Source organism: Limosilactobacillus urinaemulieris, from assembly GCF_932750685.1.
GTDB lineage: Bacteria > Bacillota > Bacilli > Lactobacillales > Lactobacillaceae > Limosilactobacillus > Limosilactobacillus urinaemulieris.
This window is the reverse complement of the sequence record NZ_CAKOBX010000009.1, coordinates 42,805-64,749: the sequence shown is the minus strand read 5'-3', so window position 1 is coordinate 64,749 and position 21,945 is coordinate 42,805. Positions and strand designations below refer to the sequence as shown.

Genomic DNA, 21,945 nt, shown 5'->3' with positions numbered 1-21,945 from the left:
AGTACTACTATTTCGATGAAAAGACGAATGGTACAACGCATAAATGGGCTTCAGTGCTCGGTAAAAACCGACTCTAAAGCCCATTTGTACTTTCTCAAGGCTAGCTGCTGCATGTCACCCCATCCCTACGCCTTGCTGCTGTCCATACTGAAGCATAAACAATTGAAAGAGTAGTCTCGGATCGCGTTGTGTTGTTTTCAATGCTTTTTCAATGTTAACTAATCCTAAGTATGCACTCTCTAATGCAAGTAAACTAAATTGCCGAACGGTTCGAAGCCCTAACTTAACCCGATATGGGTGAACTTTTAATTTTTGCGCCAAGCTCCCTTGACTAAGTCCTCGTGAACTCAAAATTTTTATTTGCAATAATAAGCGAAATTGACTAATTAATACTGCATTGATTCTTAATGGCGGTTGTTGTCCCGCAATTAATTGATCATACAGGTCAATAGATCTCGTTTGGTCATGTTTAAGAACAGCATTAACCAAATCGAAGACATTTTCATCGAGCGATTGGGGGACTAATTCTTTGACGGCTTGTTGGGTAATATGTCGATCCTGGTACGTCAATAGTTTTAGCTTGCTTAAGTTAGCATTCATCAGCTCATAATCAGCATTTGTCCGTTGAACTAGCTCGTCAATGGCCGCTTCGTCAATCGCATACTGATCGTTGGTAAGCTCAGCACGAATCTGTTGTCGGGCATGTGTCTCATCTAAGGGAGCGGTATCAATCGTTACCGCAACCTTTTTTAGTTCTTTAACAATCTTTTTGCGACCATCTAGTTTTTCATACGGTGCTAAGAAAACTAAAATAGTTGACGGCTCCGGATGTTGTAAATAATTACTCAGCGAGTCAAGATCATGTTCAATTTTTGTTGGTCCTTTTTCTCCAGTAAAGAAATATGGTTTATTGATCAAAACTAGCCGTCGTTCACCGAAAAACGGGGCTGCCATTGCATCATCAAGAGCAACTGCTAATGGCGTTGTTTCCATATCATAACTTCCAACGTTCATTACCCGCTCTTCTTCAGGAATTAGATTAATAAACATCTCCCGTACTCGTTGTATCAATACCTGCTGTGTTCCAAGGGCAAGATAGATCATTGCAGGAGTTTTACTCGTTATTTGTTGTTTAAGCGTGGTAACATCCACCCGTATTCATCTCCTTTTAGTTTTGTTTGCCAATGATAGTTGTTTCCATAGTAACGGTATCGAACCATTCCATATTTCTGAGTTGATACTGATTTAACATTATTTTTTCTTAACGTAATTAGTGTCTCTTGATTAGGATGACCATACCGATTTTGTCGTCCAGCAGAAATAATACCTATTTGCGGCAGAAGTTGCCTTATGAATTGCGGATCACTTGATGTCTTACTACCATGATGACCTAATTTTAGGACATCTACCCGCAAATCAGGATTACGGTGAATAACATTTCTTTCTCCCTGACGATCCAGATCTCCCATAAACATAAATTTAAGTTGACCAAAGATTCCGCTCAAAACCATTGAATCTTCATTTTTCCCCTCGCCTTCATCAAAAGGGTGCAAAACACGAAGCTTTGAGTATGGTAATTTATTACCAGCTACTACCGGAAGAATTTGAGGAACTTGTTGACAATTGACAGGAATTAATCTTATCAAGGAATGCTGCTTTTCCATTCCCTTTGGCACCACGATTTGCTTCACTCTGAAGTTTTGTAAGATCGATGTTAAGTAACCAATATGATCTAAATCATGGTGACTAAGATAAATTGTATCAATCTTACTAACTCCGCAGCTCTTTAAATAATTAATGCTGGTTCTCGTAGCATAATCCCTTTTTGCTTGCACAAGACATTTTCCAAATAATAATTTTCCCCCTGTATCAATAAGTTCTATTCGATTGCTAAGTGGATAGCGAATTATTATGCTATCACCCTGACCAATATCAACAAAGGTAACCTCACCATAAAGCGGTACATGAATAGTAATAAAAGCAATAGCATACAAACCAGCAAGAAAAAGCAATGGTCTCAGCCGATAATGATCCATCATTAGTAAAGTTACAATAAACAGTATCCAAATAATGATAACTGATGGTTTGCCAAACCTAATCAATCCTGGCCAACTACTTAGCTCTCCTAGAAGCCATTCAAACTCCTTTAGCAAGTAATTAACAATCACTGGGAAAAGTGGCAACCACTTAAATAATAATGTACTAATAATTACAGCTGGAAAAATAATTTCTGAAAAGAACGGAATAATAAGGAAACTACAAATAAATGTTAAAAGGTGAATTTCATAAGTAAATGCCAATATCGACGGCAAACTAATCAGGTTTAAAAACAATGACTGTCGATAAGAGCGAATAGTATTAGGAATTACCTGTAATGTAAACGATAATAAGTAACTTAACTGACCACCAAGAGTTAGGAGAAGCCAAGGATCAAACAATAAACCGCCAAGCAGGCTCATTGCCCACCCATCAAGCGGACTTAATCCGGTCACTCGTTGAATCAAGTTCATCTCCGCCATGATTACAGCCCGAATCAGGCTAATCGAGCCACCACCAATAATTAAATAAATTGGCAGGCTAATAATTAAAAGCCATTCAATATCTTCACGATTAAAATGTATTCTAACTAATCCTTTTCTTAAACAATCAGTTATTAAAACAACGTGCATCCCAGAAATACAAAACAAATGCAATAACCCTAGTCGCTTAACATTCTCCATCAGCTCTGCACTCTGATCATTCTTCATCCCCAAAATTAGTTGTTGACAATAGCTGGCAAGCGGATGAGGAAAATGACTAAAGTAGGTAGACAACTTCGCACGTAAAATATGGCACCGTTGGGTTAACCCTGGCTGATAATCATTCTCAATTCGCAGTTGTTTGCAATTGACCTGATTATAAATGTGGAACTGCCAATAATACCGTTGTGAATCAAATTGATTAAAATTAGTGGCCGGCTCAGGAGGGTGCTCATTCCCGGAAATTGTCCATCGCATTAGTTCCCTTGTCTTGCTAATCTTTTGGACTTCCTGATAATTCTTTGCAAAGTAAACTAGAATTATCCTTTCACCTGTTTGAATATCTGTTGCTCGAGCACTAATAAAATAATCAGTACTCGTTACTTGATCTGGTAAAACCAAGAATGTCCGATTAGTGATTTTGCACTGTTGCTTGACCGTAGTTAACCGAATTCTCTGCAGTTCATTAAAGCACCCAACTGATACAAGAATTGCAATACAGCACGTTATAATTAAAATTAGTTGTTCTTTTAAGCTAATGATTCGATAAAAAATCAGTACAAGCAGAATCAGTAGCCAATAATAATGATTGAGGATAATTGCCGTTACTAATCCGGCAACAATCGCCGGAAAAATAATCCGATTATAAATCGTTATTTTTGCTCTGGATGAATATATTGATCCAAAGCTACCTGTTCAAGGATATTGTCGTCTAATTTAATTTGATTAAGGCGGATATTCTTTAAGTTAATTAGTTTCATAGCATATTCATCATTATGATAATTCCGAATATAGTTAATTTCCTTGATCCCAGCCTGCAAAAGGCTCTTTGTACACTGTAAGCAAGGAAAATCGGTTACGTACAAGCTAGCACCATCAGTAGAAATTCCGAACTTGGCACATTGCAAAATTGCGTTCATCTCGGCATGAATAGTTCGTACACAATGACCATCACGAAGATAACAACCCTCGTCAATGCAGTGGGCATCCCCCGAAACAGAACCATTGTAACCACCGGCAATAATCCGCTTATCTCGTACTAAGACGGCACCAACGGATAACCGATTGCAAGTACTTCTTGATGCTAATAGTGCTGCTTGGATCATGAAATATTGATCCCAATCAATCCTCTTTTTCATCTTTTCCACACTTTCCGAATACTTTTGATGACTAGTATAACAAAATTAAAATCAAACTAAAAATTAGACCGCTAACATCGGTTTCAACTTAGCAACGGTTTTTTCACCAAAACCATTAATATTTTTTAGATCATCGACCGAATTAAAACTTCCATGTTCCTGACGATATTTGAGGATTAAATCCGCTTTTTTATCCCCGATTCCCGTAATCTTACATAATTGCTCTTTAGTAGCAGTATTAAGATTAACAATTTCCTGACCACCATTAGGAGCGTTCTCATTCGTTGCCGAGGTTGATAATCCCCCTCCCGATAATGATGCCGGAACTCGTTCACCCTTTTTCGGAATATAGATAACCTGAGCGTCAACTAGCTGCTTAGCCAGATTCACTTGGTTCATATCGGCATCGGGAGTTTCATGTCCCGCTGCAACTAAAGCTTCATTTATCCGCGAACCGCCCGGCAATCGATAGACCCCTGGATGAAGGACCGCTCCCTTAATGTCGACACATACTGCTTTCCCTCCTCTCACCTGTGATTGTTTCTGGGTGGTCGGTACCTTCTTATCGGCTGCCATAAAGGGATCATTGTTAGCATTAGTCTGTGAATGATATACTTTGCCACCAACCATAATAACCCCAACTAACAAAACGACAACCATGATTATCTTATTACGGTAATTCAGCCAAATTTCCTCTAAATGTTCCATAAAATATCCCCCTACCAATATAGAACGCCAAAATCTTGTTTTCGCACGTTTAAATTTTAAAAAGGGAGGAACAACCTATATCCTCATTCCTAGGAAACTCACTTGACCTTCAATCCAAAAAATAAGAGACCAGAAAATTGCTGTTCTCTGATCTCTAACTTAACACCTGCTATGGGTGTGTTCTTAAATATTTAATTGCATCATTAAATGACGATACCGGCACTACTTTCATCCCCGGAGCGGACTTTTGTGCAGTTTTCTTGGCTAATTGGTAATTCGTCATGTGCTGCTCCTCGTACTTAAGAAGGAGCTTAGATGGTTTAACATAGGGAGCAAAGAAAATTGTTGCGCCAGCCTTATGGGCAGCAATCACTTTTTTATCAATCCCACCAATTTCACCAACTGAACCATCAGGATTAATCGTTCCCGTTCCAGCAATCTTCCGTCCGTGGCGTAAGTCTTGGCCAGTTAACTGCTGATAGATCTGCAAACTAAACATTAATCCGCCAGAAGGTCCTCCTAGTTGCCCCGGATTAACCTTAACCGGAATTTTGGTATGAACCTTAACATTATCAGTCAAAACAATCCCAATTCCCGCCCGAGAACTAGCAATCTTTACTAGCGGCTTAGTGACTGTTTGCTGATGACCATCGTGAAGATAAGTTACCGTTAATGGTGAACCGACCTTTCGCTTAGCAATATACTTCTGAAATCCTTGTGCAGTATCAAAGTGCTGACCATTAACTTTAGTTATCGTATCGCCGACTTTAATATCTTTTTTGAATTTGGAATTTTTTTCAACTTCAAGAACATAGATCCCAAGGTACCGTTTGCTAACTTCCTGATGGGCAGCTTTATATGCATTCGCAATCGCTTCATTAATTGCACTTTGCATGTAAAAGTCTTGAACCTTATCAAAGGTCGCATTATTTTGACCACCAGTAACAGCTTGCTTACTTTCAATCGTATTATAAGGGGTTAATTTGGCCCACAGATAGGTTGCGGGACGTGCCTGCTGAAGATAAACAGAAGTAATCATGAAGCTTCCCTTTTGCTTATCAGGATGACCCTTAATTTTAACGTAAGAACGTAAACTATCGGCAGTTCCCGGACTCTCAATATACTTATTAAGCGGCCAAAACAAGAACCAGCCGATAAATAATACGGCAAATAACGTCAGTAATATTCGCCGCATAATTAACTTATCTTGTTTTTTCATTATGCTCCTTAACCTGTTTTAGCTTTTCCTCTTCAATCCGTTGCTTCAGCGCTTCATTAATGTTTTTTGGCAGGTAAGCAGAGATATCGCCACCAGAAGATGTGACTTCCTTTAGAATACTGCTAGACAAATGTTGGTACTCTGGCTTTGCAAGGAAGAATACCGTCTCACACTGATCATCTAAGAAATTATTCATTGCGGCAATATCACGTTCATATTGAAAATCAGTTGTATTCCGCAAACCACGCATTAAATAATCAGCACCGATCTTATTCATTAAATCAACGGTTAGACCATCAGTTGTAATTACTGAAACATTATCCAATCCTGAAACAGCTTCACGAATCTGTGCTACTCGTTCTTCAACCGTGAATAGTGGTTTTTTACTTCGATTAGTCATTACGGCAACCGCCAACTGATCAAATAACGCACTTCCCCGTTTAATTAAGTCAAGATGTCCTAAAGTCAATGGATCAAATGTTCCAGGAAATACTGCAACTTTCATTCTGTTTACCCTCTTTCAAATCGATAAAAACTCAAAACCGTAATTCCGTAACTTTGCTGTTTAATAAAATTAAACGAACCTATATTCTCAGGCAAATTAGCTTCCTGATTAGTTTCGGCAACTATTAACGCATCATCATTCAGAAGACTAAGTTCAACCATTTTTGTCATATCCTTAACAATTTGCTGTTTAGCATATGGAGGATCAAGATAAACCAAGTCAAATTTCTTTTCCTGTTTTGCAAGAATAACCAGGGCTTTTCGCGAGTCCATCTTCAAAACAGTAAATTTTTCGGGATGCTTTGTTACCCCAATATTATCCTTAATCGTCTTAATTGCCGGATAAGCGCGATCAACTAGAATCGCATGCTCAATTCCTCTTGAGACCCCTTCAATACTAAGACCACCACTACCGCCATATAAGTCAAGGCTCATTCCGCCACTAAAATAAGGACCAATGATGTTAAATAATGCTTCTTTTACTTTATCAGTTGTTGGTCGCGTTGCCATTCCCGGAACAGCACTTAATCGACGGCCACCAAATTCACCAGCAACAATTCTCATTCTTAATCATCCTCATCATGTTGTTTGTATAAACCCGTTTGTTCCAGATCGGTTAAGGTCGGATCAAGATCTGGGCGAGCTGAACTAATAACTCGCTTAACCGCACGCAAATGTTGAACTCGCTCTTTAACTTCATCGTAACGATCCTGATTAACGTATAGAATTGCATAATGGAAATGCTTTGATGCATACCGCAACTGACCATAATGATGTAAGCTTCGCAATACCCGACGTCCATTGTAGTAGACAATGATTGCTCGTCGTTTGGTTAAGTTGAACATGGTCTTTACCCCCTAGCACTTCTTTGTTGACGAACGCTTCTTCGTAACGCCCGCTGTTTATTTTGCTGGATACTAATATTCATAATGATTCCAACAGTGAATGATAGGATCAGCATACTCGACCCACCGTAACTAATAAAGGGAAAAGTTACCCCAGTAATTGGCAACAAACCTAAAACTCCCCCAATATTAAAGAATGCTTCAATTAAAATAAACGTCGCCGAACCATAGCACAGTAACATCTCATACATTGAATTACTACGGACGCCAATTTGAATCATCCGACAAATGATGATCATCAATAGTATTAGAATAACACTAACACCAACTAGTCCTAGTTCTTCACTTGTGATTGACATGATAAAGTCGGTGTTTGGTTCAGGAAGGTAACCCATCTTCTGAACACTATTTCCCAGACCAGAACCAAAAACACCACCATTACTGATCGCATAGTACGAATTAACTAACTGACTTCCAGATCCAGAAGCATTACCGAATGGATTCAGAAAAGCAACAAATCGTGCCATCCGATAACCATGAATTAAGCCACTTTCAACCGCCTTTTCAACTAATAGGTAGCACATAATAGGAATAATAAGCAAGACGCTAATCCCAAAACTCCAGCGAAAATCACAGGCAAGAAAAAGAACGGCAACAATCATCACATTAATTGCCATCCCCCCGATATCCGGTTGGAGAACAATTAAGAGCAAGCAAAGAGCAACTACCAGCCAGGGACCACCCCCAGAACTAATAAAGTGATCATTTCGAGCCCGAACCCGTGCCATCCGATCAGAAAGATATAAGATAAAATAAATCTTACAAATTTCCACTGGTTGAATGTTAATCACACCAAGGTTAATCCACCCCTTGGCCCCATTGACCGCATGACTCAGCACAAGAACAAACAAGAGCATCCCAACCATCACAAGTGTTGAATCACGTAAAAAACGTGGCGTTCGGTAATGCCTTAGGGGATAGTTAGCCCCAAAAATTAAGCAGCCGATCCCCATAATTACATAGATCGTTTGCTTAATCAGGTAGGAAGTTGGGTTTCCTCCATTCTGCATTTCAATTGCTGAACTAGCAGAATACACCATGACAATTCCAATCATACATAAAACTAAGTAGGGGACCATTAAATAGTAATCCCAGTAATGAAAGTTCTTTCTGATCTGAGAAATATGAATTTTATGAATATGTTTAACTTTCACTATTGCACCTACCTAATTGAAAAAATCCTCTTTTATTATACACCAAAAAGAAAAATAGTCCTGCAGATGATGTAGAGACTACCAACTGCAGCACTATTCTTAAAATAATATTATTAATTACTTCCGCGAAGCAGCACGACGACGCTTAGCTTCCTTTTCACGAGCATTAGTATTCAAGATCTTCTTCCGCAGACGAATGTTTTCTGGAGTAACTTCACAGTATTCATCTTCATTCAAGAATTCAAGTGATTCTTCAAGGGAGAAGTGAGTAGGTGTCTTGATATGGGCCATTTCATCGGAACCAGCGGCACGAACGTTAGTCAAGTTCTTACCCTTAGTGATGTTAACCGTAATATCATTTTCACGGCTATTTTCACCAACGATCATTCCTTCATAAACTTCAGTACCTGGATCAATCAATAATTGACCACGACTTTCAATTCCCATCATAGCATAGGTAGTTGCCTTACCAGCATTCATGGAAACAAGAGTACCCTTTTGCCGACCAGGGTTCCAGTTTTTAATAACTGGAGCATACTTTTCAAAGGTATGACTCATAATTCCGTAACCACGGGTCATTGTCATAAATTCGGTGGAGTAACCAATCAATCCACGTGATGGTGCTAAGAAGATCAACCGTGTTTGACCATTCTCACCTGGTTCCATATTCTTCATTTCACCCTTCCGCTTAGAAAGGCTATCAATAACTGAACCGGTGTATTCGTCTGGAGTATCAATTTGAACTTCTTCGAATGGTTCGCACATTACACCATCAATTTCACGATAAATAACTTCTGGACGTGATACTGATAATTCATACCCTTCACGACGCAAGGTTTCAATTAAAATTGAAAGGTGCAATTCCCCACGACCTGAAACAGTCCAGGCACCTGGATCATCTGTATCTTCAACCTTTAATGAAACATCAGTCTGCATTTCACGCTTCAACCGGTCTTCAAGTTGACGGGCAGTAACAAACTTACCTTCACGACCAGCAAATGGTGAGTCATTAGTCCGGAAAGTCATCCGTAATGTCGGTGGATCAATCCGTAATGGTGTAATTGCTTCTGGATGTTCTGGATCCGTTACGGTTTCACCAACATTAATGTCTTCCATCCCTGAAACAGCGATCAAGTCACCTGCTTCAGCTTCCTTAATTTCCAACCGCTTCAATCCGAAGAAACCGAATAGCTTAGTAACCCGGAAATTCTTCTTTGAGCCGTCAAGCTTCATTAAGGTAACATTATCACCGACCTTGATCTTGCCACGGAAGACCCGACCAATACCAATTCGACCAACGAAGTCATTGTAATCCAAGATCGCAACTTGGAATTGGAGAGGTTCATCAGAGTTATCAATTGGTGCAGGAATAGTCTTGATAATGGTATCAAACAATGGCTTCATAGTATGTTCTTGAGTAGAAATATCAGAATCATAGCTTGAAGTACCATTCATTGCTGAAGTGTAAACAACAGGGAAGTCAAGTTGATCTTCATCAGCCCCTAATTCAATAAAGAGGTCAAGGACTTCATCAACAACTTCTTCAGGACGGGCCCCCTTACGGTCAACCTTGTTGATAACAACGATTGGTGTAAGGTGTTGTTCAAGAGCCTTCTTCAAAACGAACCGTGTTTGAGGCATAGTTCCTTCAAAGGCATCAACAACCAAAAGAACACCGTCAACCATCTTCATAACCCGTTCAACTTCACCACCGAAGTCAGCGTGTCCTGGAGTATCAAGGATGTTAATTTGGTACTTACCATATTTAACAGCAGTATTCTTCGATAGGATGGTAATACCACGTTCACGTTCAATAGCGTTAGTATCCATTGCCCGATCTTCAATGGAAAAGTGTTCTGGCAAGGTATCTGATTGTTTAAGCATTTCGTTAACTAAGGTAGTCTTACCGTGGTCAACGTGGGCAATAATCGCAATGTTCCGAATGTCGTCACGAGATTTCAAGATTCAATCTTCCTTTCATCTTAACTCTACTCTAACAAGTTCAGTATACACTGTCCCGCGAGTGATTTCATAAAAAAACTGCGACAAATTAGTCACAGCTTCGACAACTATTTAGTAATCTGCCAGATGTCCTGACAAACTTTTTTCGTTGCTACTAATACAGTGTTTGATGATAGCACATTAAGCGGCTGGTCGTCAATTGTTTTCACTAGCAAACCTAGTTCTTCTGCAATCACTCTTCCGGCAGCAATATCCCACGGCTTTAATCTCGATGTATATCCGCCAAGCTGGCCATTTAGCACGTGGATTATTTCAATCCCCGCGCTTCCATACATTCGCAGTCCAGCAGCCTGCTGGGCAATTTCTTGTTGATGACAATTATTCTTAATTAATTGCCAGCCATTAATTGCAATTAAACTATCTGCTAAAGAAGAATTAGCTGGCGTACTTAACCGCTGTTCGTTGACATATGCTCCATGTCCTCGCCAAGCATGGTATAAGCGTTTATTCATCACATCCATAATGTAGCCTAAAGTTGGCGTCCCATCACAATACAAGGCTACCATAATAGCAAAATGATCCCGTTGCTTAACAAAGTTTAATGTTCCATCAATCGGGTCAATAATCCAGACGTTACCATTTAAATCCGGATTGATCTTTTGGTTAAAACTCTCTTCTTCACCAACAATTCGTGCTGATGGGTCAATTTCTAAAAGACGGTTCCTAATCAATCGTTCATTCTGTCGATCAACATTTGTCACTAAATCATTGGCTGACGACTTAGTATCAACCTTAAGCGGTGTGTTCATTAGTCCGATTGTCTGCTCCCGAACACTCCACAAAAGTTCCTGAACTTTCTGATCAAGTCTTTCTAGTATTTCACTATTTATCATCCCGATTCACCCGGATCTTCCCTGCTGCTTTTTCTTTTGTCATTTGCATTACTTGATATAAGGAATAGCCTGAAACATCCTCAAAACGCTTCCCTAACTGCTTTTCATAAGCCTTTGAGTTTGCCACCTGCTTGAATTTCTTGTATTGATCAATAATTGCCTGCCGGTCAATACCAATCTCATACGCATCTTCCACTACCCGAAACATCCCAATCACTGCCTTCATTTCATCAATTGTCCAATCAGGATCAATCGGATAGGAATAATTATTCTCCTTGATTGCCATTAACCATCACACCCTTTCATTACATTATTAACTACTACCATTTATTTTAGCTTTAAACCCACAAAACACGCTACCAAAATGATAGCGTGTTCTGAGGATTATGGATGTTTTCCGACATTCTAAATGTGAGTTGGGAAACCAAGAGCAACATCAGCTGCTTCTTGAATTGGTTCATTCAAAGTTGGGTGTGGGTGAATTGTCAAAGCAACATCTTCAACATTCATTCCACAGTTAACAATTAATGAAAGTTCCCCAGCTAACGTACTTGCTTCTGGGCCAACTACTTGTGCACCAACAACGTTCTTCTTATCCTTAGTGTAGATAAAACGAACAAATCCTTCTGGTTCATCAAGTGAAACGGCACGTGCATTACCAGCAAATGGGAATTGTGCTGTAGCAACTTCGATTCCCTTTTCCTTAGCTTGGTCAGCATTCATACCAACTTCAGCTAATTCTGGGTCTGCAAAGCAAACTGCAGGAACACCAACCCAATCATTAGCGGTATTCTTACCAGCAATTGCACCAGCAGCAGTCTTTCCTTCGAAGAATGCCTTATGTGCTAAAGCGGGACCTGGAACAATGTCACCAATAGCATAGATATGATCAACTGAGGTCTTACCCTGCTTGTCAACAACAACCTTACCATGGTCATCCAACTTAACACTGGTCATTTCAAGACCAAAGTTATCAGTGTTTGGCTTCCGACCTACTGAAACCATGCAGTAGTCAGCCGTCAATGATTGTTCTTTGCCATCTACTTCATAGTTAACGGTAACACTCTTGTCATCCTGTGAAGAACTCTTTGCCATTGCATTTGTAACAATGTCAATTCCTTTCTTCTTCAGGTTCTTTTCAACAACCTTGACCATATCCTTGTCAAAGCCATTCAAAATTGAACCGGTTCCTTCAAGAATTGTTACGTGTGAACCAAGGTCAGCATATGCACCAGCCAATTCAGTACCGATGTAACCACCACCGATAACAACGAATTCTTTTGGAATTTCAGGAAGGTTTAAGCCACCGGTAGAATCAATAACCCGGCCATCAAACTTGAAGCCCCTGATTTCAACTGGACGTGAACCAGTAGCAAGAATTAAGTTATTCCACTTAATTACCCGGCCATTATCATTGTCCATGAATTGCTTAGGACCAGTCTTCATAACCCGAAGTTGTGAGTCATTGTCCATAACAGCTTCACCATCAATGATTTCAACCTTGTGCTTCTTTAAGAGCATCTCAACACCACGGGTCATCCGGTCGACAACCTTGTGTTGCTTCCAATCTTGAGTCTTTGCAAAGTCGATTGAAGCATCGGTCTTTGAAATTCCGTATGTTGAGGAATCCTTTGCTTGTTGCAAACGGTGACCAGCAGCAATTAATGCCTTGGATGGAACACAACCAACATTAAGACATACACCACCGAGTCCTGGTTCACCCTTTTCAATCAAGGTAACCTTTTGACCCAATTCTGAGGCACGAATGGCGGCAACATAACCACCAGGACCTCCACCTACAATAACAGTATCTTTTTGTTCAACATCAGCCATACTAATTAGCCCTCCATCATCAATAATTCTGGATCTTCAAGGAGCTTCTTCAAGTAGTTCAAAGCTTCTGTAGCAAGGGCACCATCAATCAAACGGTGATCAACGGTTAATGACAACTTCATGTTGTGACCAACGACAATTTCACCATCTGCATTAACAACTGGTTCAGTTGCAATTGTTCCCATACCAAGAATGGCTACTTCAGGTTGGTTGATAATTGGTGTGAACCAGCCACCACGCATTGAGCCAATGTTAGAAATGGTAATGCAACCATGAGCCATACTTTCTGGGCTAAGCTTGTTGTCTTCAGCAGCTTGAGCGTTATCAGAAATTTCCTTAGCAATTTCAAACATGCTCTTTGAGTCTGCATTCTTAATGTTAGGGTTGTAAAGGCCGTGATCAGTACTTGTAGCAATACCAATGTTGTAATAGTGCTTTTGAACAAGCTCTTGAGTACTATCATCAATTGAACTGTTGAATTCTGGGTACTTCTTCATCATTGCAATCAAAGCCTTAACAACATAAGGCAAGAATGTTAGGTGAATTCCTTGGTCAGCAGCAACAGCCTTGTACTTCTTCCGGTTAGCCATCATCTTTGAAACTTCAGCATTTGCAAAGACAGTAACCATTGGACTGATATTTGCAGATTCACGCATGTTCTTAGCGATAATTTGACGCATCTTGGACAATGGTTCACGAGTTTCGGCATCTTTGCCAGCACCTTCATAAGGCTTGATAGTGTTACCTGCAGCAGGTGCACTAGCAGCAGGAGTTGCAGTATTAGCAGCAGGAGCTGAAGCGGCAGCACCGTTAAAGTTATCAATATCTTCTTTTAATACTTGACCGTGATTACCACTTGGTTGAACCAATGAAATGTCAACACCCTTGTCACGAGCATATTGACGTACAGATGGCATTGCCATAACAAGCTTATTTGGTTCAGCTAATGGTGCTACTCCACCTTGCTTTGGAGCAGGTGCAGGTTCACTAGAAGCAGCTGGAGTTTCGCTTTCAGCTGGAGCACTTGATTCTTCAGCGGCTGTGTCGTTTGCGCTGTCATCAGCATCTTCGGCGTCTTCACTATCAACGTTTGTGCTTACACCGTCCTTGCCATCATCGATCAATACAAGGTCATTACCCTTTTCAACATGATCGTCTTCCTTTGCTTCGATCTTCTTAATTGTCCCGGCAACAGGAGAAACAAGTTGGGTGGTTGATTTATCTGTTTGAATTTCTACTAATGGGTCACCATCTTTGACTTGGTCGCCTTCCTTAACTAAGAAAGAAGCGATGTCCCCTTCAGTCAAACCTTCACCCATTTCAGGTAGTCTAAATTTATAAGCCATATCGATTTAACTTCCTTTCTTAATCAGTGGTGTATGCACCGTGATTAATAATTAACAGCTTGTGTTGCGGCATCTTCAATGTCATCAGCACCAGGAAGCCATACATTTTCTGCTTGTGGGAATGGGTAAACAGAGTTTGGAGCAGCTACACGAATAACTGGAGCATCCAAGTACATGATGGCACCTTCTGAAATAGCAGAAGCTACTTGTGCACCAACACCGGCCATCTTTTGTGCTTCTTGAACAATTACTACACGGTGAGTCTTCTTGATAGATTCAAAGATAGTATCTGTGTCAAGTGGGTAAAGTGAACGGAGATCGATAATTTCTGCTGAGATATTCTTCTTAGCAAGCTTCTTAGCAGCCTTTTGAGCTTCTGAAACTTCACCACCATAAGCAATGATTGTTACATCGTTACCTTCTTCAACGACATTTGCCTTGTCCAAAGGAACAGTGTACTTGTCATCAGGAACTTCGCCCTTAACTGAACGGTAGAGACGAAGGTTTTCAAGGAAGAGAACTGGGTCATTATTTTCAATAGCAGAAATAACAAGTCCCTTAGCATCATAAGCTGAACTTGGTGTAACAACACGAAGACCTGGAATACCTACAAAGAAGTTTTCAAGATCGTCCCCGTGTAATTCAGCAGTATGAGTACCACCACCGTATGGAGTACGGATAGTGATTGGCATGTTCTTAGTACCATCATATTGGAAACGTACACGTGACATTTGTCCAGCAATTGAGTCCATTGCTTCAAAAGTGAAGCCCATGAATTGAATTTCTGGAACTGGACGCCAACCAGTAGCGGCTAAACCAATTGATAGACCTAAAATACCAGATTCAGCTAATGGTGTACTAAATACACGGTCCTTACCGTACTTTTCTTGTAAGCCGTTAGTAGCACGGAAGACACCACCGTTTTTACCAACATCTTCACCGAAGACCAAGGTCTTTGGATCTTCAGCCAAAGCAATGTCAATACCTTCAGTAATAGCTTTGATATAAGTCTTTTTAGCCATGATTACTTCGACTCCTTTGCTTCGTACTTCTTAATTTGTTCTTTGATATCTGGGGTTGGAACTTCAAAGGTCCGCTTAAGCATATCTGTAACCTTTTCTGGTTCTACAGAGTCAGCTTCCTTCATAGCCTTCTTGAAGTCTTCCTTGCATTCATCAGCATACTTGTTTTCTTCGTCTTCAGACCAGAGACCCTTCTTAGTCAAGTACTTACGAAGCCGAATTAATGGATCCTTGTCGAACCATGGCTTTTCTTCTTCCTTAGTACGGTAACGACTAGGATCGTCACCGGCAGAACTGTGAGCACCAAACCGGTACGTTAAGGTTTCGATTAATACTGGGCCATTGCCGGCAGCAGCGAATTCACGAGCTTCCTTAGCAACTTCATAACATGCCAAGATATCCATTCCATCAACTTGAACACCTGGAATACCAGCTGCAACACCCTTTTGAGCAATGGTTTGAGCATAAGTTTGAAGCTTCCGTGGGTATGAAATTGCCCAGCCGTTGTTTTGAATAATGAATACGGCAGGAGCTTGGAAGGCACCAGCAAAGTTCATTCCTTCGTAGGTGTCACCTTGTGATGAACCACCTTCACCGGTATAAGCATAAGCAACGGCATCTTTTTCACCGTTCTTCTTAATACCAAGAGCACCACCGGCCATTTCAACCATTTGGGCACCAATGATAATTTGTGGACGTAATGCACGAGCGTCAAACATGTTACCTTTGAGGTGACCCTTTGACCAAAGGTACATTTGAGCAACAGTTGCACCGTGTTGAATCAATTGAGGTAAGTCACGATATGCAGGGAATAAGAAGTCATTCTTCTTAAATGCAGCCGCGGTCCCCATTTCTGAGGCCTCTTCACCCCAAGTTGGGGCATAAAATCCTAAACGACCTTGCTTGGAGAAACTCATGGTTTGTTCGTGAAGTGCACGTTCCCAAACCATCTTCTTCATTAAGTCAACTAACAGATCATCACTGAAGTTAGCCATTAAATCCTTGTTAACGACATTCCCATCATTATCGAGAATTTGAACAGGCTTTGCATATGGAGCGCCTTCTTCAGCTTTAATCTTTGCAAAGTCAACAGCTTTGGTATTGGCCATTATAAAACATCCCTTTCCAAATCCAATTAACATCATCGTAAGCGATTACTTACCTTACTTACATTATTTAGTATACCTCTCTTTAAACATAATACAAGCGCTTTCATAGACTTATTTTGATTAATTCGACTAATATTTTCTTAAGTTGTATACGTTTTCAACAAAAATGGTTGTTTGTTCTTTATTTTTTTACTTTTCTTTGTTTTTACCGTTATTTTTATTCAATTTCAGTTTGTGATAAACTACTATTTGTTTGAACAATCAACTTTAAACGATCAATAATGTAGATTAGTTTTTTATTTGGAGGATGATCATTGTGTATTTAATGAAAGATATTGTTCGCGATGGTGACCCTGTCTTACGGAAGCGTGCTGCAAAAGTAACATTTCCACTTTCAGAAGAAGATCAAGAATTTGCCAAGCGTGCTATGGAATATCTTGAAGTGAGCCAGGATCCAGAACTATGTAAAAAATATAAGCTCCGTGCAGGTGTCGGGCTGGCCGCTCCACAAGTTGGTATTTCAAAGCAAATGGCTGCTGTCTTGGTTCCATCCCTAGACGAAGATGACGATCAACCTTCATTCAAAGATGTTATTATTAATCCGGTAATTGTCAGTGAATCTGTGCAATATGGAGCACTCACTGAAGGCGAAGGTTGTCTTTCAGTTGATAAGGATGTTCCCGGATATGTTCCTCGTCATGACCGCATCACTTTACGCTATCAGGATGTTAAGGGTGAGACTCATCAAGTTCGGTTGAAAAATTACCCAGCAATCGTTTGTCAACATGAAATCGATCATCTTCACGGTGTTCTGTTCTACGATCATATTAATAATGATGATCCATTTAAGGCCCCTGATGATACAATCATGATTAGCTAAACTTACTTATAAAAAATGCTCCAGTATTCGGTAACTACTGAACACTGGAGCATCTTTTGGTTATAAGGGACTCGATTTTCGTAAAAGGTTATTTTTTGCTTTTTTGATCATGCTGATCCAACCGGCGAAGATCTGCAATATATTCTCGTGTAGCCTCATTTAAGACATACGCAACATCAATATGCAGAACATTCTCATACGTCCACCAATCGGTTACTTTAAAGACCGTTGAACTTTTCTCAAAGGATTGGATCTGGTTTTGCTTAGCATAGTCAGTTAGTTCTTTTTCAAGATCCGCCCTGCTAAACTGCTTGTCTGTAAGATGGTATTGCATCGGAGTAAAGTGAAACTCAAATGCTAAAACACCTTTCCCCCAAACGTCCGCAACGATTTCGGAAGATAGTGAAAAAGAGTGACCGGTTAGCTGAGTAAGACAATAATTTACTGCCCGATCGGTTATTGATTGGGCCTGATTCTTTAACATTAGTGTTGCACGATTAATCAATAGGCGATGAACGGCAACATAAATAAGAATAACAACAATAACCGCTAAGAGAACTAGCCAAAAGAACGACATAGGCTCATCCCATTTCTTAATTATATTTAACTTAATCATACCATTTTACAATTTTAAGTAACACAGTTGATTAGATGTGCTAAAATAATTTAAGTAACTAAAGTTTAAATAACATAATAAGGAGCATTTTACAGTATGACTTTCAAGGTATACTACCAACCCGATGCAACTAAACGACCGGTTCGTGAAAATACTCAATCATTGTATATTGAAGCTGATTCAGAGGCTCAAGCATTATTATTGGTTGAAGAAAATACTGACTACAACATTGAATTTGTTGAACAATTAGATGACAAAGCTTTGGAATATGAAAAGCAAAATCCAAACTTTAAGATTACTAAGTTCTAATTGCCAATTAAGACAGTCGGGAAGGAAATCTCTCGACTGTCTTTTACTTGATCCTAGGGAGGTCTAATTATGCATTACGAGATAATCCTAAATCCAACTGCAGGAAATGGAAAAGCTCAAAAAACTTGGAACATTCTCCGTCCAGTTATTGAAGGACAGTTAGATTATTCCCTCCACAAAACTGATTATGCTAATCATGAAGCTTTCTTTGCCAAGCGAATTGCTAAAGCCTACCCTCACAATTCGGATACCGTTGTAATTGTGATCGGTGGCGATGGAACCCTTCACAACGTCCTAAATGGATTAATAAAAGCCGGTTCCGCCCTTCCACTATCATATATTCCTGCAGGAACCGGCAATGACTTTGCTCGTGGCTATGGGATCTCGTTAAATCCAGAAAAAGCTCTCCAGCAAATAATTTCCACAGCCAAGGCACGTACCATTACAATTGGTCATTACACCGAGTCGATTAAGAATGAAGAAGGTTATTTTCTCAACAACATTGGAATTGGCTTTGATGCCGCAATTGTTAGCCGAACCAACTCGTCAAAGACTAAAAAGGGGCTCAATAAATTACGGTTAGGGAACTTTTCCTACCTCAGCAAGGCATTCGGTGTTATTTATGATCAGCAGCCGTTCCAACTCACCCTTCAGGAACAAGGTCACCATTATATTTTTGCTAATGCCTTTATTGTAGTAGCAACAAATCACCCATATATTGGTGGCGGCTTTCAAATTGATCGTTCAGCCAGTGTTAATGATGATGCAATCAATATGGTCATTGCTGAACGAAAAAATTGGCTTCTTACCCTTTGGGAGGTTATTCAGTTTGGTCGCGGTAAATTAGCGGAATCACGATTTGCCCACCGTTTTCATGCTAAAGCTCTCCATTATTCCACAACTTCACTGGAATTTGGTCAAATTGATGGCGAAAACATGGGAAATCGGTTTTATGATTTAAATGTTGATACTAGTCATTACCAATTTTGGCAGGAGCCGCACAATTAAATACAATAATCAAAAATGGACCGGGAACTTAATGTCTCAGTCCATTTTACTATTTATTGGTACGTTAATTATCTTTAGGATAGCCTACCAAGTGTAGTTTTCCGTGAATATATTCACCGAGATAAATGTCATTAATACTCTCAAACCCGGCTCTTCTCACCTGTTCAGTAATCCAGTTTTCATCATGATGAATCAATTCCAGAACATCCGTGTTAATTTGACCATCATTAATTAAGGGAAACCGGATATTCTCATCACTATTTTCAATTACCACCAATTGACCATTCTGCTCCAGAATACCGCTTTTAACTTTAGCAATTTCATAAATGCCATGACTTCGCAAGCGGAACATTAACTCATTGGCAGTCATCCCTGCTCGCATACAATTATCCACCAGTAACTGACCATCCTTAATTAATAGTCGCGGACGACCGTCAATAATATTTTGAATTGTCGCGTTATGCTCCTTAGCGTATTTAACGATAAACACAATCAATGTCCAGATTAACAGAACCATGACGAATTGGAGCACTGTAATGTCTTGGTTGTAAATGATCCCACCAATAATTCCCCCAAGAACATAGTTTTGTACTTGGTCGATTGCGGATGTCGGTGCTAAATTTCCTTTTCCTAGAATATTAATCTGGAAAATAAGGCAGATCATCCCTAAAACAAATTTAATCGTAATTAAACCGTAATCCATAACCGTCCCCCCCTCTATTTTTGAATAATTACCCGATGATCAACAACATGTGCCCGAGTAAGCGTATAGTTATCGCCACTTGGACTCAAATTTACCCGATAATCTTTTTTATCGAAGCGGACAATAATTCCATCAGTTAGGGTTGTCGAATTAACAACAACTTTATTTGGACTAATACCATGATCTTTAGCAACTGCGCGTATAAAGGGGCGCATCTGTAATGATTGTGACTGTTGTGAGTATGTCTTTTCCAAATTAGTAACTTGCAATCCCGCAAAAATTAACAAAAGAAGAAAGAAGATAATTCCTAAGTCACGATAACGAGTTTGTAATTGATGGCGAAAATAACGAAAAGAGTTAATTAAAACTAATAATATCAATACCAGAATTACAGCATAGTTCACTAAGCTATTAAACTGCTGTTGGTGCATAAAGTAACTCTCTGTATAAAAAGTCATCAATTCTGCCTCTCTATTTAATATAAACTACAAAAACAACCCAAGACTAGTTCACAGTGAGAATAATCTTAGGTTGTTTTATTTTACCGTCCTTAATGTTTACTTAACTGTACCAGCGAAACTTGGTTTAAAGTATGAGCTTAAGTTATATACAGCAACATTTGTTCCAGGCTTAGCAGCAGCAGCGTATTGGTTGTTCCCCATATAAATTCCTACATGGTATGAGCTTCCTTGGTTTCCCCAGAAGAGAAGGTCTCCCGATTGAGCCTGGTTAACTGGTTTAGTATTAACGTAGCTTTCCATAGCAACGGTGTTATGTGGTAATTGCTTTCCTTCAGCATTTGCATATACGTATTGAACAAACCCTGAGCAATCCATTCCACTTAATGAGTTTCCGCCCCATTGATATGGAACACTGTTAGAACTAGCAATCTTACTTGCTAAACTAACGACTGAACCAGATTGCAAGTTAGCATTAGTTTGACTTGGAGCTTGTTGGCTAGTTGCTTGCTGAGCAACTTGGCTTTGTTGAACTTGTGATTGTTGCGTCGGTTGAGATGCAGCAGAACTAGTAGCTACTTGTTGACTCTGTACTGCAGTTTGGTTAGTTGCGGCTGCCCGTGAAGCTGTACTATAAGCTACTGCTTGAGTACTATTAGCAGAAACAGGTTGTTGACTATTTACCTGTTGATCATCTGCTACAGCAACTGCAGAACTTTGTTGACTCGGAGCAGCAGAATTATAAGCAGCTGCATTTACTGTACTTGTATATGCTGAACCAACCATCTGTGATGATTGCCCTTGTTGATTAACTGCTTGTTGAACTGTGTTTCCCATTGCTTGTGGTTGAGCGGCTCCACTAACAGCTCCTTGAACAACTTGCGGTTGAGACTGTTGAACATTTCCTGTAACGGTAAATGATTGTGGTTGAGCAACTGGGGCAGTACTCGATTGGGCTACTGCTGAATTAACGTTTTCCCCGTTAATTGATAATTGTTGACCAACATAAATCAAGTCTGGATTCTGAATATGATTCCAAGCAACAAGATCATTAAGACTAACGTTAAATTGAACAGCTAGTTCACTTAAAGTATCGCCACTCTTAACCACATAGATACCATTCTTAGCAGCTGAAGCCGACTTAGAAGAAGCTGATGATGATTGAATTGGTGCTAATGATAACTGACCGCTATTCCGAACCGCATTAGCAGAAGAACTCATTGATGCTGGCTGTTCAGCATGATTAGAACTCTTTGCCTTTGCTTCAACAGTATTATTAGCTTGGGTAGTCAGTGCAAAAACACTTAATGCTCCTAGCGTTCCAGCAACTAATCTTGTTGATGAACTATACTTACGTACTTTCTTTACCATACAGAAACATCCTCTCCAAATAAACGAAAAAATAATTGCTAATTACTTAATTGATAAACTCAAATCTT

Annotated in this window: 23 protein-coding genes; 3 read left to right on the top strand and 20 right to left on the bottom strand. The window is 39.8% G+C overall.

All coding sequences use genetic code 11. The features are described from left to right. Positions 1-114: 114 nt before the first annotated feature. The 16 genes from holA to pdhA form a co-directional block, all read right to left on the bottom strand. Entirely contained in the window at positions 115-1,152 is a 1,038-nt protein-coding gene (gene holA, locus MR181_RS07295; protein ID WP_242336559.1) for a DNA polymerase III subunit delta, read from the bottom strand. Further along, the gene (locus MR181_RS07290; protein ID WP_242336556.1) at positions 1,122-3,140 is read right to left on the bottom strand and encodes a DNA internalization-related competence protein ComEC/Rec2; all 2,019 of its coding nucleotides are present in this window, start codon (positions 3,138-3,140) and stop codon (positions 1,122-1,124) included. The genes holA and MR181_RS07290 overlap by 31 nt, the downstream gene beginning before the upstream one ends. A 251-nt stretch (positions 3,141-3,391) precedes the next feature. Further along, positions 3,392-3,877, bottom strand: a complete 486-nt coding sequence (locus MR181_RS07285) for a ComE operon protein 2 (protein WP_191911552.1) — start codon at positions 3,875-3,877, stop codon at positions 3,392-3,394. Between the two features lie 63 nt (positions 3,878-3,940). After that, positions 3,941-4,585 (bottom strand): helix-hairpin-helix domain-containing protein, encoded by a 645-nt coding sequence (locus MR181_RS07280; protein WP_242336553.1) that lies wholly within the window; start codon positions 4,583-4,585, stop codon positions 3,941-3,943. A 169-nt stretch (positions 4,586-4,754) separates the two neighbouring features. Continuing rightward, positions 4,755-5,804, bottom strand: a complete 1,050-nt coding sequence (locus MR181_RS07275; protein ID WP_242336550.1) for a SepM family pheromone-processing serine protease — start codon at positions 5,802-5,804, stop codon at positions 4,755-4,757. Then, complete coding sequence (gene coaD, locus MR181_RS07270; protein WP_191911554.1) at positions 5,788-6,309, bottom strand: pantetheine-phosphate adenylyltransferase; 522 nt, start codon at positions 6,307-6,309, stop codon at positions 5,788-5,790. The genes MR181_RS07275 and coaD overlap by 17 nt, the downstream gene beginning before the upstream one ends. Positions 6,310-6,314: 5 nt before the next feature. Then, positions 6,315-6,872 carry a 16S rRNA (guanine(966)-N(2))-methyltransferase RsmD gene (gene rsmD / locus MR181_RS07265; protein ID WP_242336547.1) on the bottom strand — a complete coding sequence of 186 codons (558 nt, stop codon included), beginning with the start codon at positions 6,870-6,872 and terminating at the stop codon, positions 6,315-6,317. A gap of 2 nt (positions 6,873-6,874) precedes the next feature. Further along, positions 6,875-7,153 (bottom strand): DUF2129 domain-containing protein, encoded by a 279-nt coding sequence (locus MR181_RS07260; RefSeq protein WP_102169060.1) that lies wholly within the window; start codon positions 7,151-7,153, stop codon positions 6,875-6,877. Positions 7,154-7,158: 5 nt separating this feature from the next. Next, complete coding sequence (locus MR181_RS07255) at positions 7,159-8,367, bottom strand: FtsW/RodA/SpoVE family cell cycle protein (protein ID WP_369807495.1); 1,209 nt, start codon at positions 8,365-8,367, stop codon at positions 7,159-7,161. 117 nt (positions 8,368-8,484) lie between these two features. Next, positions 8,485-10,329 (bottom strand): translational GTPase TypA, encoded by a 1,845-nt coding sequence (gene typA / locus MR181_RS07250; protein ID WP_102169059.1) that lies wholly within the window; start codon positions 10,327-10,329, stop codon positions 8,485-8,487. A gap of 107 nt (positions 10,330-10,436) precedes the next feature. Further along, positions 10,437-11,222, bottom strand: coding sequence for an inositol monophosphatase family protein (locus tag MR181_RS07245; protein ID WP_242336541.1), 786 nt, complete (start codon positions 11,220-11,222; stop codon positions 10,437-10,439). Then, on the bottom strand, positions 11,212-11,508 hold the full coding sequence (locus MR181_RS07240; protein WP_242336538.1) for a UPF0223 family protein: 297 nt from the start codon (positions 11,506-11,508) through the stop codon (positions 11,212-11,214). The genes MR181_RS07245 and MR181_RS07240 overlap by 11 nt, the downstream gene beginning before the upstream one ends. Positions 11,509-11,627: 119 nt before the next feature. Further along, positions 11,628-13,055, bottom strand: a complete 1,428-nt coding sequence (lpdA, locus tag MR181_RS07235; protein ID WP_191912595.1) for a dihydrolipoyl dehydrogenase — start codon at positions 13,053-13,055, stop codon at positions 11,628-11,630. A gap of 5 nt (positions 13,056-13,060) precedes the next feature. Continuing rightward, entirely contained in the window at positions 13,061-14,401 is a 1,341-nt protein-coding gene (locus MR181_RS07230; RefSeq protein ID WP_242336535.1) for a 2-oxo acid dehydrogenase subunit E2, read from the bottom strand. 44 nt (positions 14,402-14,445) lie between these two features. Next, positions 14,446-15,423 (bottom strand): alpha-ketoacid dehydrogenase subunit beta, encoded by a 978-nt coding sequence (locus MR181_RS07225; RefSeq protein WP_102169054.1) that lies wholly within the window; start codon positions 15,421-15,423, stop codon positions 14,446-14,448. Positions 15,424-15,425: 2 nt separating this feature from the next. Further along, positions 15,426-16,532, bottom strand: coding sequence for a pyruvate dehydrogenase (acetyl-transferring) E1 component subunit alpha (gene pdhA / locus MR181_RS07220; protein ID WP_178695394.1), 1,107 nt, complete (start codon positions 16,530-16,532; stop codon positions 15,426-15,428). 316 nt (positions 16,533-16,848) lie between these two features. Here pdhA and def point away from each other — a divergent pair, with 316 nt between their 5' ends. Beyond that, entirely contained in the window at positions 16,849-17,412 is a 564-nt protein-coding gene (gene def, locus MR181_RS07215; RefSeq protein ID WP_242336532.1) for a peptide deformylase, read from the top strand. Positions 17,413-17,500: 88 nt separating this feature from the next. On the opposite strand, the gene MR181_RS07210 is transcribed toward def, so the two are convergent. Next, the gene (locus MR181_RS07210; RefSeq protein ID WP_242336529.1) at positions 17,501-17,989 is read right to left on the bottom strand and encodes a hypothetical protein; all 489 of its coding nucleotides are present in this window, start codon (positions 17,987-17,989) and stop codon (positions 17,501-17,503) included. 135 nt (positions 17,990-18,124) lie between these two features. On the opposite strand from MR181_RS07210, the gene MR181_RS07205 reads away from it, so the two are divergent. Together MR181_RS07205 and MR181_RS07200 are read left to right on the top strand one after the other, a co-directional pair. Next, positions 18,125-18,337: a DNA-directed RNA polymerase subunit epsilon gene (locus MR181_RS07205; protein ID WP_003716860.1), complete on the top strand. Its 213-nt coding sequence runs from the start codon at positions 18,125-18,127 to the stop codon at positions 18,335-18,337. 69 nt (positions 18,338-18,406) lie between these two features. Next, on the top strand, positions 18,407-19,345 hold the full coding sequence (locus MR181_RS07200) for a diacylglycerol/lipid kinase family protein (protein ID WP_242336526.1): 939 nt from the start codon (positions 18,407-18,409) through the stop codon (positions 19,343-19,345). A gap of 64 nt (positions 19,346-19,409) precedes the next feature. On the opposite strand, the gene MR181_RS07195 is transcribed toward MR181_RS07200, so the two are convergent. From MR181_RS07195 to MR181_RS07185, 3 genes are all read right to left on the bottom strand, one after another. Beyond that, positions 19,410-20,048 (bottom strand): DUF421 domain-containing protein, encoded by a 639-nt coding sequence (locus MR181_RS07195; protein ID WP_242336523.1) that lies wholly within the window; start codon positions 20,046-20,048, stop codon positions 19,410-19,412. A 14-nt stretch (positions 20,049-20,062) separates the two neighbouring features. After that, positions 20,063-20,506 (bottom strand): DUF3290 family protein, encoded by a 444-nt coding sequence (locus MR181_RS07190; RefSeq protein WP_191911568.1) that lies wholly within the window; start codon positions 20,504-20,506, stop codon positions 20,063-20,065. 99 nt (positions 20,507-20,605) lie between these two features. Continuing rightward, a complete protein-coding gene (locus MR181_RS07185) occupies positions 20,606-21,877 on the bottom strand; it encodes a C40 family peptidase (RefSeq protein ID WP_242336520.1) in 1,272 nt (423 codons plus the stop codon). Positions 21,878-21,945 lie beyond the last annotated feature (68 nt).